Annotated in this window: 16 protein-coding genes; 5 read left to right on the top strand and 11 right to left on the bottom strand. The window is 66.6% G+C overall.

All coding sequences use genetic code 11. The features are described from left to right. Window positions 1-155: 155 nt before the first annotated feature. Entirely contained in the window at window positions 156-1,283 is a 1,128-nt protein-coding gene (locus ROZ37_RS12945) for a M14-type cytosolic carboxypeptidase (protein ID WP_312659894.1), read from the bottom strand. A 16-nt stretch (window positions 1,284-1,299) separates the two neighbouring features. Continuing rightward, window positions 1,300-2,085 (bottom strand): peroxide stress protein YaaA, encoded by a 786-nt coding sequence (gene yaaA, locus ROZ37_RS12940; RefSeq protein WP_312659893.1) that lies wholly within the window; start codon window positions 2,083-2,085, stop codon window positions 1,300-1,302. Window positions 2,086-2,343: 258 nt separating this feature from the next. Between yaaA and bioA the strand changes: the two genes are divergently transcribed. The 5 genes from bioA (at window position 2,344) to bioD (ending at window position 7,228) form a co-directional block, all read left to right on the top strand. After that, window positions 2,344-3,663, top strand: a complete 1,320-nt coding sequence (gene bioA / locus ROZ37_RS12935) for an adenosylmethionine--8-amino-7-oxononanoate transaminase (RefSeq protein WP_312659892.1) — start codon at window positions 2,344-2,346, stop codon at window positions 3,661-3,663. A gap of 5 nt (window positions 3,664-3,668) precedes the next feature. Further along, complete coding sequence (bioF, locus tag ROZ37_RS12930; RefSeq protein WP_312659901.1) at window positions 3,669-4,829, top strand: 8-amino-7-oxononanoate synthase; 1,161 nt, start codon at window positions 3,669-3,671, stop codon at window positions 4,827-4,829. Then, the gene (locus ROZ37_RS12925) at window positions 4,826-5,572 is read left to right on the top strand and encodes an alpha/beta fold hydrolase (RefSeq protein WP_312659891.1); all 747 of its coding nucleotides are present in this window, start codon (window positions 4,826-4,828) and stop codon (window positions 5,570-5,572) included. Before bioF ends, ROZ37_RS12925 begins: the two co-directional genes overlap by 4 nt. Beyond that, window positions 5,569-6,366, top strand: a complete 798-nt coding sequence (locus tag ROZ37_RS12920) for a methyltransferase domain-containing protein (protein WP_312659889.1) — start codon at window positions 5,569-5,571, stop codon at window positions 6,364-6,366. The genes ROZ37_RS12925 and ROZ37_RS12920 overlap by 4 nt, the downstream gene beginning before the upstream one ends. A gap of 184 nt (window positions 6,367-6,550) precedes the next feature. After that, window positions 6,551-7,228 carry a dethiobiotin synthase gene (gene bioD / locus ROZ37_RS12915; RefSeq protein WP_312659887.1) on the top strand — a complete coding sequence of 226 codons (678 nt, stop codon included), beginning with the start codon at window positions 6,551-6,553 and terminating at the stop codon, window positions 7,226-7,228. 103 nt (window positions 7,229-7,331) lie between these two features. Here the strand turns inward: bioD and ROZ37_RS12910 are convergent, their stop codons facing one another. The 9 genes from ROZ37_RS12910 to bamA are packed head-to-tail and all read right to left on the bottom strand — an operon-like array spanning window position 7,332 to window position 15,452. After that, window positions 7,332-8,141: an RNA methyltransferase gene (locus ROZ37_RS12910; RefSeq protein ID WP_312659885.1), complete on the bottom strand. Its 810-nt coding sequence runs from the start codon at window positions 8,139-8,141 to the stop codon at window positions 7,332-7,334. A gap of 19 nt (window positions 8,142-8,160) precedes the next feature. After that, entirely contained in the window at window positions 8,161-8,616 is a 456-nt protein-coding gene (locus tag ROZ37_RS12905; protein ID WP_312659883.1) for a CopD family protein, read from the bottom strand. Then, complete coding sequence (gene rnhB / locus ROZ37_RS12900; RefSeq protein WP_312659881.1) at window positions 8,613-9,227, bottom strand: ribonuclease HII; 615 nt, start codon at window positions 9,225-9,227, stop codon at window positions 8,613-8,615. The genes ROZ37_RS12905 and rnhB overlap by 4 nt, the downstream gene beginning before the upstream one ends. Continuing rightward, the gene (gene lpxB, locus ROZ37_RS12895; protein WP_312659880.1) at window positions 9,200-10,375 is read right to left on the bottom strand and encodes a lipid-A-disaccharide synthase; all 1,176 of its coding nucleotides are present in this window, start codon (window positions 10,373-10,375) and stop codon (window positions 9,200-9,202) included. Before lpxB ends, rnhB begins: the two co-directional genes overlap by 28 nt. 4 nt (window positions 10,376-10,379) lie before the next feature. After that, window positions 10,380-11,150, bottom strand: coding sequence for an acyl-ACP--UDP-N-acetylglucosamine O-acyltransferase (gene lpxA, locus ROZ37_RS12890; RefSeq protein ID WP_312659878.1), 771 nt, complete (start codon window positions 11,148-11,150; stop codon window positions 10,380-10,382). Beyond that, window positions 11,147-11,584: a 3-hydroxyacyl-ACP dehydratase FabZ gene (fabZ, locus tag ROZ37_RS12885; RefSeq protein WP_312659877.1), complete on the bottom strand. Its 438-nt coding sequence runs from the start codon at window positions 11,582-11,584 to the stop codon at window positions 11,147-11,149. Before fabZ ends, lpxA begins: the two co-directional genes overlap by 4 nt. Window positions 11,585-11,589: 5 nt before the next feature. Beyond that, window positions 11,590-12,600 carry a UDP-3-O-(3-hydroxymyristoyl)glucosamine N-acyltransferase gene (gene lpxD / locus ROZ37_RS12880; protein WP_312659875.1) on the bottom strand — a complete coding sequence of 337 codons (1,011 nt, stop codon included), beginning with the start codon at window positions 12,598-12,600 and terminating at the stop codon, window positions 11,590-11,592. An 11-nt stretch (window positions 12,601-12,611) separates the two neighbouring features. Further along, the gene (locus ROZ37_RS12875; protein WP_312659874.1) at window positions 12,612-13,115 is read right to left on the bottom strand and encodes an OmpH family outer membrane protein; all 504 of its coding nucleotides are present in this window, start codon (window positions 13,113-13,115) and stop codon (window positions 12,612-12,614) included. 36 nt (window positions 13,116-13,151) lie between these two features. Next, window positions 13,152-15,452, bottom strand: coding sequence for an outer membrane protein assembly factor BamA (gene bamA, locus ROZ37_RS12870; protein ID WP_312659873.1), 2,301 nt, complete (start codon window positions 15,450-15,452; stop codon window positions 13,152-13,154). Window positions 15,453-15,457: the final 5 nt, after the last annotated feature.

Raw genomic sequence — 15,457 nt, 5'->3', positions numbered from 1 at the left:
GTCCCCCTTCCCGTCCGGCACGGGCGCAGCACCGTCGCAAAGCAACTCAACCACGGCCGCAGTCTCTTCCCGCACCTCTCGCTTCGCCGATCCTTCTGCTAAAACCCACTCTCTGGAGTTCTGCCGCGCAGACTCCTAGCCACCCGAATCCTCCGCTAGGCGCGCTCGACGTGCGCGAGGATCGCGTTCAGCATCGCGGCGCCGAGCCGTTTGCTACGTGCGCTGCTCCAGCCAGTCTGCCCGTCCGGCAGATTTGCGTTGTCCTTGAACGGCATCTCCAGCGTCAGCGAAACGCAGCCGAAGCGGTGCGCGACCCATTTGCTCGCCAGCGTCAGCAACTCCTCGCCGAAACGTCCGGGCTGATAGCCGTGCTCCGTCTGGAAGTCGGGGCTCGCAGCCGCGAGGGCAGCGATGAGACGGGCCTGTTGCGCGGCCATCTCGGGCGTGAATCCGGGCACTTCCTCGGCGGTCGAGAAGAAAACGTAGGGCAACGATTCGTCGCCGTGGATGTCGAGGAAAAGCTCGCAACCGCTCGCCTCCATCGCCTGCCGCACGTGGAACACCTCCGGACTCGCGGTCGCGTCCGGTGCGCGCCATTCGCGGTTGAGATTCCGGCCGGCGGCGTTCGTGCGCAGGTTGCCGCGGATCGCGCCATCCGGGTTCATGTTCGGCACGATGTACAGGACCGCCTGTTCGCGGATGCGGCGCGCGACCGGGTCAGCGGCGTCCAGCAGACGCTCGAGCAGCCCTTCAATGAACCATTCCGTCATCGTTTCGCCGGGGTGCTGGCGCGCGATGATCCAGACGGCCTTGCGCCCCGGCGCCGGGCGCCCGACCACGATGCTATCGAGGTCGCGCCCCTCGACGGTCGTGCCGACATTTTCGACTTCAGCGAACGGCGACATCTCGGCCCAGCCGAGGAGATCGAGGTGTCGTTCATGCGAGTACGGCTCGAAATACGCGTAATAGACGCTGTCGCGCTCCGGCGTGTGCTCGACGACGAGTTGCCCGTCCTCGACCGTCGTGCCGTGCACGCGGAACCAGTTCCGCCGGTCGTAGGACGCGACACACCGGTATCCGGGCCAGCCGTCCGGATACGCCGCGTCGGCGGCGTTCTCGAAGGTCATCCGGAGCGCGCGGCCCGCCGCGCCCTGCAGCCTGAAATAGAACCACTGGCGGAAATCCGCCGCGTTGTCGGGGCGCAGGCGCAGCCGGATGTCCTGCGGATCGTCGAGACTGACGACCTCGATCGCGCCGGCGTCGAAATTGTGGCTGATCTTCATCGTTTTCTCCCCGCCCTCAGTCAATGCGCCGGCGGAACACCGGCCGGTCATCGTCGGACGCGTCCGCGGCAAACGCATACCCTTCATAGTCGAACCCGCACAGTCCGGCGACGTCCTCGATACGGTTCCGGATCGCGTAACGGCACATCAGCCCGCGGGCGCGTTTCGCATAGAAGCTGATGATCTTGTAGCGGCCGCCCTTCCAGTCCTCGAACACCGGCGCGACGACGCGGGCGCCGAGCTTCGCCGGTTTCACGGACTTGAAATATTCCTCGGACGCGAGGTTCACGAGCACCGAAGCGGCTTCCGTCTTCCGCTCGGCCGCGAGCAGCTTCTTCAGCGCCTCGGTCAGCGTGTCGCCCCAGAACGCATAGAGGTTGCGCCCGCGGGGGTTCTCTAACCGGGTTCCCATTTCGAGGCGATACGGCTGGATCAGGTCGAGCGGACGCAATAACCCGTACAGCCCGGACAGGATGCGCAGGTGCCGCTGCGCCCACTCGAACTCCTCTCGCGACAGGGTCGTCGCATCGAGTCCCTCGTACACGTCGCCGTTGAACGCGAGCACAGCCTGCTTCGCGTTGTCCGGAGTGAAGGGCATGGACCAGCTCTCGTAGCGGGCGACGTTCAACGCGGCGAGCTGATCCGAAAGCTTCATCAGGTCGGCAACTTCAGCCGGACTTTTCCGCCGGAGAATCCCAATCAATTGCTCCGCTTCCTGCAAGTAATCGGGTCGCGTGTGGCTGTCGAGGACAGGGGGCGTTTCGAAATCCAGCGCCTTCGCCGGAGAAATCACGAAAATCATCGGGTCGCTTGTTATCTGTTGTCGTGGGGGTAGCCGGGCCATGGTAGCAAAAGGCGCCGACAGGAGGCTCAACGCGGAGACCCGCCCTCGCCGGCGATCAGGGCGTCCGGACTACACTTCGTCACTTCGCCTCTCGCCGCTTTTACTTCCCGCTCCGCTCTCGCTCCTTCGGCCCCTCACGGTTCCGGTTCCGGCCCCGTTTGACACGCAGCGGTGGATTGCGCGACATTCCCCCGTCCCCACCGGCCGGAACCCCCGATGTCCCCTTCGCCCCTGCTCGAGCGCTCTCTCCGGAGCGTCTGGCATCCCTGTACACAGATGAAACAGCACGAGACGCTGCCGCTCGTGCCAATCCTGCGCGGGGAAGGCCCGTGGCTGATCGATGACCGCGGCCGGCGCTTGCTCGACGGGGTGAGCTCGTGGTGGGTCAACCTGTTCGGACATTGCAATCCGCGGATCAACGCCGCGCTGCGCGAGCAGCTCGAAACGCTCGAACATGTGATGCTCGCCGGCTTCACGCACGAACCGGTCGTCGAACTCTCCGAACGACTCGCCGCCTTGACCGGCCATCGCCTCGGCCACGCGTTCTACGCGTCCGACGGCGCCTCGGCGACCGAGATCGCCCTGAAGATGAGCGCGCATTACTGGCGCAACGCCGGGCGCTCCGAGAAATCCCGCTTCGTCAGCCTCGCCGGCAGCTATCACGGCGAGACGGTCGGCGCGCTCGCCGTGACCGACGTCGCGATCTTCCGCGATGCCTATGCGCCGCTCGTCCGCGCCGGCACGACCGTCCCGACTCCCGATGCGCGGCTCGCCGGCCCCGGCGAAGCGGCCGCAGATGTCGCATGCCGCGCCGCCGCGGCGCTCGAAGCTCATCTCGCGGAGCATCACGCGCAGACAGCCGCGCTGATCGTCGAGCCGCTCGTGCAGGGCGCGTCGGGCATGGTGATGTACGACCCCGAATACTTGCGCCTCGCGCGCGAACTGTGCGACCGCTATGAAGTGCACCTTGTCGCCGACGAAATCGCCGTCGGTTGCGGTCGCACGGGCACCTTCTTCGCATGCGAACAAGCCGGAATCTGGCCGGATTTCCTGTGCCTGTCGAAGGGCATCTCCGGCGGCTATCTGCCGCTGTCGCTCGTGCTGTCGACGGACGCAATCTTCGCCGCCTTCTATGACGACTCCGCGACACGCGGCTTCCTGCACTCGCATTCCTATACCGGCAATCCGCTCGCGTGCCGCGCAGCGCTCGCGACCCTCGACATCTTCGAACAGGACGATGTGCTCGCCGCGAATCGACTGCTCGCCCGACAGCTCGGCGACGCGATCCGTGCGCGCTTCGACGGGCACGCGCAGATCCGCCACCTGCGCCAGCGCGGCATGATCGTCGCATTCGACGTCGACACCGAACGGGCGGATTTCTCGCGGCGCTTCTTCGCCGCGGGCCTCGACCATGGCGTGCTGCTCCGGCCGATCGGCAACTCGGTCTATTTCATGCCGCCTTACGTGATCGACACCGACGGGATCCGCCACCTCGTCGACGGCGCCGCGGCTGCGCTGGCCGCCGCGCTCGCGTGAAGCCGATGCTGCTCGACCAGCTGAAGGCCGACCTGGCCGAACTCGAGACCCGCTCGCTGAAGCGCGTACGCCGCAGCCTCGAAACCCCCTGCGGCCCGCATGCGCGCGTCGACGGCCGCGAAATGCTCGCCTTCTGCAGCAACGACTATCTCGGGCTCGCCGCCGAGCCGACCCTCGTCGCGGCGCTGCAGGCGGGCGCCGAACGCTGGGGCGCCGGTTCGGGCGCCTCGCATCTCGTCAGCGGCCACTACTCGGTGCACGACGAACTCGAAGCGCGCCTCGCCGCATTCGTCGGCTGCGAACGCGCGCTGTGTTTCTCGACCGGTTTCATGGCGAACACCGGCGTGGTCCCGGCGCTCGTCGGCCGTGGCGATGCGATCTTCGCCGACCGGCTGAACCACGCGTCGCTCGTCGACGGCGCGCTGCTGTCGCGCGCGGACCTCCATCGCTATCCGCACGCCGACACGGCCACTCTCGAGCGTTTATTGGCGACGAGTGGCGCGAAGCGCAAGCTGATCGTCACCGACTCCGTGTTCAGCATGGACGGCGACGTCGCGCCGCTTGCCGCGCTGCTCGACCTCGCGGAGCGTTTCGATGCATGGCTGCTCGTCGACGATGCGCACGGTTTCGGCGTCCTCGGACCGCAGGGTCGGGGCGCGCTCGCCGAAGCCGGGCTCGCGTCGTGGCGCCTGCTCTACATCGGCACGCTGGGCAAGGCCGCGGGCGTCTCGGGCGCCTTCGTCGCCGGCGAGGCCGACGTCGTCGAATGGCTGATGCAGAAGGCGCGCCCCTACATCTTCACGACCGGCGCGCCGCCGGCGCTCGCCGAAGCGCTGCTCGCGAGTCTCGCGCTGATCGAAGCGGGCGACGCGCGCCGTCGCCATCTCGCGTCGCTGATCGACCTGTTCCGCACCGAACTGCGGCTCGCGCGCTGGACCTTGCTGCCATCGCGCACGCCGATCCAGCCGGTGCTGATCGGCGACAACGCCGAGGCGATGGCGGTCGCATGTGCACTGTGGGACGAAGGCCTGTGGGTACCGGCGATTCGTCCGCCGACCGTGCCACACGGAACGGCGCGATTGCGGGTGTCGCTGACGGCGGCGCACTCGGCCCATGACGTGCGACGCCTCGCGTCGGCGCTGAATACGCTGGAAGGCAATCCGTGAGCAGCGCTCCACTCGTCCTTCTGCACGGTTGGGGACTGAGCCCGCGCGTATGGGACGTGCTGCGGCAGGCGCTGCCGCGCGGCATCGAGACTCATGCGCCGGCGCTCCCCGGGCATGGCGAAAGCACAATGTTGGCCGCTCCGACCCTCGACGCATGGGCCGACGCCGTCCTCCCGGCGCTCCCCGACGCGGCCGTGCTGTGCGGCTGGTCGCTCGGCGGCATGATCGCGCTCGACCTCGCCGGGCGTAATCCGCAGAAGGTCGCGCGGCTGATCCTGATCGGCACGTCTCCGCGCTTCGTGTCGTGCTCCGCTCCGGACGCCTGGTCGCACGGGCTCGAGTCCGCGACCGTCGAAGGGTTCATCGACAGCTTCGGACGCGACCCGCAGGCGACCCTGAATCGCTTCGTCGCCCTGCAGGCGCTCGGCGACCGCGATCGCCGCGCGGTCGCAGCCAGGCTGAACGAAGCGCTTGCCGACACGGACGGAGCCGCACCAGACGGACTTGCCGCCGGCCTGCGCGTGCTCGCGAACGTCGATCTCCGTGCGGCAGTGTCGCACGTTCGCCAGCCGGTGCAACTGCTCCACGGCACCCGCGACGCGCTGATGCCGCTCTCCGCGGCGGAGTGGCTCACCGCGCAACTGCCCGACGCCCGGCTGACGCGCTTCGATGGCTGCGGTCACGCGCCCTTCCTGTCACGACCGGCCGAATGCGCCGAGTTGATCGCGAGCTTCGCCACATGAGCGATCGGGCGCACCACAAACGAACGATACGCGAGGCGTTCGACAGCGCCGCCGCGAGCTACGACAGCGCGGCCGCGGTGCAGCGGGAGATCTGCCTCCGGCTCGCGGCTTTTGCCGGCGCGCTGCCTCGATCGAGGGGCATGCTGCGCGTCGTCGACGCGGGCTGCGGCACAGGTTATGGCCTGGCCCTGCTCGCACAGCTGTGTCCGGGCGCGACTTCGATCGCACTCGATTTCGCGCCGTCGATGCTCACTCATCTCGATACCCGAACGGGCGTCCCGGCACTTCCCCTGTGCGCCGACCTCGAAGCGATTCCGCTCGCAGCAGCTTCGGTCGATGCGATCTGGTCGAGCCTCGCGCTGCAGTGGTGCGAGCCGGACGCAGCGATGCGGGAATTCGCCCGTATCCTGCGCCCGGGCGGGATTGCATGGATCGCGACGCTCGGCCCGCGGACGCTGCACGAGCTGCGCGATGCCTTCGCCGAAATCGACGATGCCGACCACGTGATCCGCTTCCATCCGCGTGACCGGTGGCTCGCCGAAGCGGTCGCTGCCGGCTTCGAGCTCCGCGCATCCGACGAGGCTCCGGCATTCGCGCTCGCGCCGGACCTGCGCACGCTGCTGCGCGATATCAAGGCGATCGGCGCGCACAGCGTCGGGGCACAGCGGCGCCGGCGACCGCTCGGCCGTGCCGCGTGGCGGCAGCTCGAGACAGGCTACGAAGCGCATCGGCGCGACGACGGCCTTCTGCCGGCGACCTACGATGTGATCCTGCTCGCTCTAGAGAAGGCATGAGCTCGTACTCCGCAGGGCCGATAAGCCGGCCGCGGCCGAATTTGCCAACCCCGCCGCTGCCTGTCGGTTCTCCCGCGTCGCACCTTCGGCGGAAGGCGCTTCGCTTTTCCGCCCTACGTCTCGCTGCGGACAGTCGTCCAATGAGCACTCCCAGCCACTCCCCGCTTTCCAACGGAATGTATCGATGACCAGTTCCCGCGCCTGGTTCCTGACCGGGACCGACACCGAAATCGGCAAGACCTTCGTGACCTGTTCGCTGCTCCACGCCGCACGTTCGTCGGGACGGCGCGCGCTCGGCATGAAGCCGATCGCGGCCGGCGCGGAGTGCGTCGACGGCGAGTGGATCAACGAGGATGCGGCGTCGCTGCGCGCGGCCGGCAGCTTCGACCCCGGTCTCTCCCGGCTCAACCCGTACTGCTTCGCAAACCCGATCGCGCCCCACATTGCCGCCGCGGAGGAAGGCGTCGCGATCGAGCCGGACCGGATCCGTAAAGCCTTCGAGAGCCTGCGCGCCGAGGCCGATGTCGTCATCGTCGAAGGCGTCGGCGGCTTTCGCGTGCCGCTCGGCGACGACTACGACACAGCCGACCTCGCGCGGGATCTCGCATTGCCGGTGATCCTCGTCGTCGGCATGCGGCTCGGCTGCATCAATCATGCGCTGCTGACGGTGGAAGCCATCGCCGCGCGGGGGCTCACGCTCTCGGGCTGGGTCGCGAACCGGATCGATCCGGCGATGCTGCGCTTCGACGAGAACCTCGCCGCGTTGATGGCGCGGATCGACGCTCCGCTGCTCGGCGTCGTGCCTTACGTCCCCGACGGCGATCCCGCCACGGCCGCCGACTTGCTGCGCCTGCCGGACTGACGGCCCGCCCGGCGAGCAGATTTCATTCCGGGGCGGAGCTTGCCGAAGCCCTGCCGCCGCCCGCCGAATGGCTCCGCGCGAACGCATGCAGGAGTCTGCGGGTTTATCGAGGCCGGTAGACGTCCTTCGCCGCCGCGCGCCGCTGCCGCAGCTGCTCGAACAGGCACACCGCCGCCGCGGCCGCGACGTTCAGCGACTCCACGGCGCCCGGCATCGGGATCACGATCGTCCCGGTCGCCAGGGCCGCGGCCTCGGGCGACACGCCGCGCCCCTCGGCGCCGAACAGCCACGCGACCGGGGCACAAAGGTCAGCGTCGTACAGCTCGCGCGCGCCCGCCCCGAGCCCGGTCGCGAGGATGCGATGCGGGTAGTCGCGGAGCGCTCGGCCGACGTCTACCTGTTCGTGAATGCGCAGGCGGAAGTGCCCACCCATGCCGGCGCGCAGCACGCGCGGTGACCACGCCTGCGCGCAGCCAGCGGTCAGCAGGACGTCGCCCAACCCTGCAGCGGCCGCCGTGCGGAGAATCGTGCCGAGGTTGCCGGCATCCTGCACACCGTCGAGCACGAGCAGCGATTCGCTAAAGCGCTGCGCCGCGGGCGGTGCCGGCAGGTCGATCACCGCGAGAAGCCCGGAGGGCGAATCGACCGGACTGACGTGGGCGAAAAGTGGACCCGTCAGGTGCGTGACCGGCAGCGCGGCACAGCGCTCAATCAGCGACGCGATCTCGATCGTGGCAAGCCCGCGGTCGCTGACGACGAGTTCCCGTAGAGGCCAGCCCAAATCGAGCGCGGCCGCGACGAGGTGCGGGCCGTCGAGCAGGGTCTGCCCGTGTTGCCTCCGATCCCGCGCCGACGTCGCGAGGCCGTGCAGGCGCTTGACCGCGGGGTTGTCGCGGGAGGTGATCGTTTTCAATGCCAGCGGCCCGTGGATATCACAGCCCCAGGCCGAGCGTCGCGATCGCGGTCGTGACGACGCCGAGCGCGAGGTTGAAGCCGACCCGCTGCCGGATGCGGTTCAACGCGACCGCCGCCGCCGCCCAGTTCTCGTTCGCGACTCCTGTTCGCAGTGCACGCCACGGGCCGAACCAGATCGCGACGAACACCGCGATCATCACGGCTCCGGTCACGAGCATCAGGTGCCACGCCTTCGGCGCCCGCGCGAACCCGACCTCGTTCAACATGCCGAAGCCGGAACCGACGACCAGCACGATGGCGATCCACACGAGCGGGAAAAAACGCGCCAGGACGTCGCCCCACAGTGGCAAGCGCTGCGCGGGCGGCAAGGCCGTCGCCGCCGGACGCAGGCACAGGTATGCGAACGCCATTCCGCCGACCCAGACGATGACGCCGAGCAGGTGCAGGAAGAGCATCAGGTGGTGGAAGGTCACAGCAGCGTTCCCGCCGGCCAAAGCTCCGGGTTGTCGAGCAGCTCGCGCACCGGCGCAAAGCTGCGCCGATGACAGTCGATGACGCCGTGACGGCGCAGCGCGACGAAATGTTCGCGAGTCGCGTAGCCCTTGTGACTCGCGAAGCCATACGCCGGAAAGACCGCGTCGAGCGCGATCATCTGCGCGTCGCGAGTGGTCTTGGCGAGGATCGACGCGGCGGCGATCGCCGGGACGCTGGCATCGCCTCCGACGACCGCCTCCGACGGGACCGGCAGCGACGGGCAACGGTTGCCATCGACGCGCACGAGATCCGGCACGCACGACAGCGCGGCGACCGCGCGCTGCATCGCAAGCATCGTCGCGTAGAGGATATTGAGGCGATCGATCTCCTCGACGCTCGCTTCGGCAACCGCCCACGCGAAGGCGCGCTCGCGGATCAGCACCGCGAGGCGGTCGCGGGCGCGCTCGCTAAGTTTTTTCGAGTCGTTCAAGCCGTCGATCGGGCGCGCCGGATCGAGGATGACCGCCGCGGCAACGACCGCACCGGCGAGCGGCCCGCGCCCCGCCTCGTCGACGCCGCAGATCAGACCGCTTGCCGGGACGGCTTCCATTCGCTGCTCCGATCGAGATACGGGAGGACTGCGGCCGCCGCACGTTCCGCGGTGTTCTGCCGCAGCGTGAGGTGCAGCTCGGTGAACCGCTCGGCGAGGCGGGAACAGGCCTCGGCGTCGTTGAGCCACGCATCGAGCGCGTCGGCAAGCGCCTCCGGCGTCGCGGCGTCCTGCAGCAGTTCGGGTACGACAGTCTCGTTGCTGAGAATGTTCGGCAGACCGACCCATGGCTGGTACGCCATGCGCTTCATCAGCCGGTACTGCCACTTGCCGATGCGGTAACTGATGACCATCGGCCGCTTCAGCAGCGCGGCTTCGAGGCTTGCGGTCCCGCTGGCGACGAGCACGACGTCGGCCGCGGTCATCGCGTCGACGGCGTGGCCGAAGAGCATCCGGATCGGCAGTTCCTCGGCTTGCTCGGCATGCAGCGCTTCGGCGAAAAGCAGCCGCGTCTCGCGCGTCGCGAGCGGCACGACGAAACAGATGTCGGAGTGGCGTTCCGCGAGGATGCGGGCCGTCGCAATGTAGGTTGCGGCGAGATTCCTCACCTCGGACTGCCGGCTTCCGGGCAGCAACGCGACGACGCGCCGGTGTTCAGACAGATTCAGGCGTTCCCGTGCGGCGTTGCGGTCCGGCAGCAGCGGGAACACGTCGGCGAGCGGGTGTCCGACGTAGCTCACCGGCACGCCGGCCTTCTCGTACAACGCGGGCTCGAACGGAAACAGGCACAACATGTGCGACACCGACCGCGCGATCTCCTTGATGCGCCCGCCGCGCCACGCCCAGATCGAAGGGCTGACGAAATGAATCGCCGGGATGCCCGCGGCGCGCACCCTCCCCTCGAGCCACAGGTTGAAGTCGGGCGCGTCGACACCGATGAACGCGTCCGGCCGATCGCGCTTGATGCGCCGCAGCAGCATTTTGCGTATGCCCGACAGCTCGCGATAGCGCTTCAGCGCGTCGACGTAACCATGCACCGCGAGCCGTTCGCACGGCCACAGCGCATTGAATCCTTCGGCCTGCATTTTCGGCCCGCCGATGCCATAGAACTCCGCGTCCGGCACCTTCTGCCTGATGGCGCGGATCAGATGGCTGGCGAGCAGGTCGCCCGAGGCCTCGCCCGCGACCATCGCGATGCGCGTCGACATGGAATCAGCGGACGATGCCGCGCGGCGAAGACGAGATGAAGTTTGCGAACGCGCCGACTTCAGGCTGCTCCGAGGCGATTTCGCCGACGCGGGCGCGCGCTTCGTCGAGGCTCAGCCCCGAGCGGTACAGCGCGCGGTACGCCCGTTTGATCGCCGCGATGCCGTCGGCCGAAAAACCCCGCCGCCGCAGCCCTTCGCTGTTGATGCCATGGGGTTTCGCGGGATTGCCCGCAACGGTGACGAACGGCGGCAGATCCTGCAGCAGCACCGTGCCGACGCCGCAGAAGCTGTGGGCACCGACGCGTACGAACTGATGCACGCCCGTGAAGCCGCCGAGTATCGCCCAATCGCCGACGTGAACGTGGCCCGCGAGGGTCGCGTTGTTCGCGAAGATCGTATGGTCGCCGACGTCGCAGTCGTGCGCGATGTGGACGTAAGCCATCACCCAGTTGTCGCTCCCGATACGCGTGACGCCGGCGTCCTGGCTCGTGCCGACGTTGAACGAGCAGAACTCGCGGATCGTGTTGCGGTCGCCGATTTCGAGCCGGGTCGGCTCATCATCGTACTTCTTGTCCTGCGGCACCGCGCCGATCGAGCAGAACTGGAAAATCTCGTTGTCGCGTCCGATCCGCGTTCGGCCTTCGACGACGACGTGCGGACCGATGCGCGTGTTGTCGCCGATCTCGACGTGCTCGCCGATGATCGAGTAGGCGCCGACGGCGACATTGGCCCCGAGCTTGGCGCCCGGGTGGATGATCGCGGTCGGATGGATCATGACAGGGTCTTGAGCGCGCACATCAGCTCGGCCTCGGCCGCGACTTCCTCGCCGACCCGCGCAACGCCCTTGTATTTGTAGATGTTGCGCTTGCCCTGCGTGATCGACACGTCGAACAGCAACTGGTCGCCCGGAACGACCGGCCGCTTGAAGCGCGCGTTGTCGATGCCGGCGAAGTACACCACCGAGTTCTCGTCCGGCTTGATCCCGAGCGTCTTGAATGAAAGCAGCGCCGCCGCTTGCGCCATCGCTTCGACGATCAGCACGCCGGGCATCACCGGATGATGCGGGAAGTGCCCCGGGAAGAACGGCTCGTTCATCGTCACGTTCTTCAGCGCGAGAACGCGCTTGCCTTCTTCCATCTCCAGCACCCGATCCACGAGCAGAAAGGGGTAACGATGCGGCAGATACTGGAGGATTTCGTTGATGTCCATGACACTCACTGGGATATTCGTTCTTCGAGGGCGCGTATTCTATCGGCGAGCGCGTCGAGATGACGCAGATGCGCGAAGTTTTTGACCCAGTCTGCGTGCGCCTGCACCGGAAGATTCGCGGTATAGACGCCGGGTTTGCGGATCGATTTCGTCACGAGCGTACCGGCGGAAACGACGACGTCGTCTGCGATCTCGAGGTGCCCGATGACGCCCGCCTGGCCGCCGATCATGCAGCGCGCACCGATCGTCGTACTGCCGGCGATACCGACGCAGCCGGCGATCGCGGTGCGCGCGCCGATCCGCACGTTGTGGCCGATCTGGATCTGGTTGTCGAGCTTGACGCCGTCGCCGATGACCGTGTCGTCGAGCGCACCGCGGTCGATCGTCGTGTTTGCGCCGATTTCGACTTCGTCGCCGATGACGACCCGTCCCGTCTGGGGAATCTTGACCCAGTTGCCGTCGCGCTCGCGTGCGAACCCGAAGCCGTCGGCCCCGATTACCACTCCGGAATGGACGATGCCGTCACGCCCGATCTCGCAGTCGTGGTAGATCGTGACGTTGGCGTTGAGCCGGGTGCCGGCGCCGATGCGCACTCCGCGGCCGATGCGGCAGCCCGGGCCGATGACGACATCCTCGCCGATGTGCGCGCCGGCTTCGACCGAGGCGCCGGCCAAGATCGTCGCCGACGACGGCACGGGAGCGGCGACGATTGCGGACGGGTGGACGCCGGGCGCAAACGCTTCGGGCGGACTGAACAGCTGGGCCACACGCGCGAAGTAGACGTAGGGGTCGCCTGTGACGATCCGCGGACGGTCGGTCAGGTTGCGCGCGCCCAGGCCGACGATGATCGCCGACGCCCGGCAATCCCGCAGTCGTGCCTGATATTTCGGATTGGCGAGAAACGCGAGGTCGCCGTCGCCCGCCTGCTCCAGCGTCGCGACGCGCCGCACCGTGATGGCACCGTCCCCGATTACTTCGCCGCCGAGGCGCTCGGCGAGTTCATCCAGCCGAAACATGGGCCGGAGGATTACTTGCTATCCGCAAGCGCCTTGATCACCTTGTCGGTGATGTCGATGCGCGGGCTCGCGAAAACGGCTTCCTGCAGGATCACGTCGTACTTTTCGGCCTCGGCGATCTGCTTCACCGCCCGGTTCGCGCGATCGAGAACCGACGCCAGTTCCTCGTTGCGGCGCTGGTTCAGATCCTCGCGGAACTCGCGCTGCTTGCGCTGAAAATCGCGGTTGAGGTCGTTGAAGGAACGCTCTTTCGCGCGCCGGTCGGCTTCCGCCATCGTCACGCCGTTGCGTTCGAGATCTTCCTGCAGCGCCTGCAGTTCCTTGCCGGCCTTCTGCAGTTCCTGGTCGCGCTTCTCGAATTCCTTTTCAAGCCGCTGCTGCGCGCGCACTGCCGGCGCCGCCTCGCGCATGACCCGGTCGGAATTCACGAAGCCGATCCTGGATTCGGCCATAGCCGCCGGCGCGGCCACCGCGAGCATCGTTGCCGCAAGAACGGACAGGGATGTAACTTTCACTTAACACTCTCCAACTAGAGCGGAAACAGCGGAAACTCAGAATACCGATCCCAACTGAAACTGGAACTTTTGCAGTTCGTCCCCTTTCTCCTTCCGGATCGGGAAGCCGAGGCTGAACTTGAGAGGACCGATCGGCGAACCCCATGCGAACGACAGTCCGGTACTGTAGCGCAGCTCGCTCAACTTGGCCTTCTCGCCTTCCGCCCACACGGTACCCGCATCGAAGAACGCCGACATCCGGAACGAGCGGTCCATGCCGGTGCCCGGAAGCGGGAAAAAGAACTCCGCATTGCCGATGACGCGGCGATTGCCGCCGAGCGCATCGTCGGTGACCGGATCTTTCGGGCCGATCGAACTCTGGTCGAAGCCGCGCACCGAGCCGATGCCGCCCGCGTAGAAGTTCTTGTAGAACGGAACCCGTTTGCCGCCGAAGCCCTTCGCATAGCCGAGGTCGGTGTTGAGCATCAGCGCGTAATCGCGTCCGATCGGGAACCAGTGCTGGTACTGGTAATTCAGCTTGCCGTACCGCAAGTCCCCGGGCGGGATGCTCATCTCGCCGAAGACCCGCTGGTAATTACCCTTGCGCGGATAGATGACGCTGTCACGCGTGTCTCGTGCCCAGCCCGCAGATGCGACGAGGCTCGTGACCGAATCGCAATCGAAGTCGTCCTTGTTCGGGTCGCAAAAATCGAGGTACTGCTGCGGGCTTTCCGGGAACGTGGTGATCTTCGTCTGGTCGGCGGCGAGACCGAAATTGATCGAATCGTCCTCGCCGATCGGATAGCCCATACGCAGCCCGGCACCGGTCGACACCGTCTTGTATGGCGCGACGGAAAGGCTCTCCGACGGATCGTAGGTGCGGTGATAGACGTCCCAGCCGAGGCTCAGACCATCCGGCGTGTAATAAGGATTCGTGAACGACAGCGCATAGGTCCGGCTCGATTCGCTCGTGTTGAGCGCGAGCGTCAGCGCGTTGCCGCTGCCGAAGAGGTTCTGCTGCGCAATCGACGCCGACAGCACGAGATTCTCGGAACTCGAGAAGCCTGCCCCGATCGAGAGGTTTCCGGTCGGACGTTCCTTCACGTTGAAATTGACGTCGACCTGGTCGGTCGTACCCGGCACCGCCGGCGTCTCGACGCCGACCTCTTCGAAATACCCGAGCCGGTCGACCCGGGTGCGCGAACGGTTGATCTTCTCGGCGTCGTACCACGCGCCTTCCATCTGCCGCATCTCGCGGCGAATGACTTCGTCGCGCGTCTTCGTATTGCCGCCGACGTTGATCCGCCGCACGTACGCCCGACGGCCTGGGTCGACGAAGATCGTGAACGCGACCTCGCGCTTTTCCTTGTCGAGCTCGGGCGCGGCATTGACGTTCGCGAACGCGTAACCTTCATTGCCGAGCCGATCGGAAACTGCCTTCGTCGTTTCCGTGAGTTTTTCGCGCGAGAAGATTTCGCCCGGCTTGATCGCAGTGAGCTTGCGGTACTCCTCTTCCGGCAACACGAGATCGCCCGCGAAGCGCACCGCCGACACCGTGTAACGCTCGCCTTCGGTAATGCTCAGCGAGATGTAGATGTCCTTCTTGTCCGGCGTGATCGAAACCTGCGTCGAATCGATATTGAAATCGAGATAGCCGCGATTGAGATAAAACGAGCGGAGATTCTCGAGGTCTGCCGAGAGCTTCTGGCGCGAGTACTGGTCGTTCTTCGTGTACCACGTGAGCCAGCCTGGCGTCGTCAGCTGGAACAGATCGCGCAGCTCCGATTCCTTGAACGTCTTGTTGCCGATGATATTGATCTGGCGAATCTTCGCGACGTCGCCTTCGGCGACCTTGAAGTTGATGCCGACCCGATTGCGCTCGAGCGGCGTGACCGTCGTCTCGATCACCGCCGCGTATTTGCCGCGGCTGAGATATTGCCGCTTGAGTTCCTGCTCCGCGCGTTCGAGCAGCGCACGGTCGAAAATTCGCGATTCGGCGAGGCCGACTTCGCGCAAACCCTTTTTCAGCGCTTCCTGATCGAATTCCTTCACGCCGACGAAATCGATTTGCGCGATCGCCGGGCGCTCCTGGACGAGAACGACGAGCACGTCGCCTTCGGTTTCGATCCGCACGTCCTGAAAGAATCCCGTCGCGAACAGCCCGCGAATCGCGTCGGCAGCTTGCTTTTCGGTAAACGTTTCGCCGACGCGCACCGGCAGATAATTGAACACGGTTCCCGCCTCGGTGCGCTGAATACCTTCGACGCGAATGTCCTTGACCACGAACGGCTCAAAGGCAAAGACCGGCGCAGAGGCGAACAACGCCAGCAGCAGCCCGGGGAGGAGCTTGTGTTTCATCAGGG

It is taken from the genome of Aromatoleum sp., assembly GCF_032027225.1.
GTDB lineage: Bacteria > Pseudomonadota > Gammaproteobacteria > Burkholderiales > Rhodocyclaceae > Aromatoleum.
This window is presented reverse-complemented; position numbering and strand designations above follow the sequence as displayed.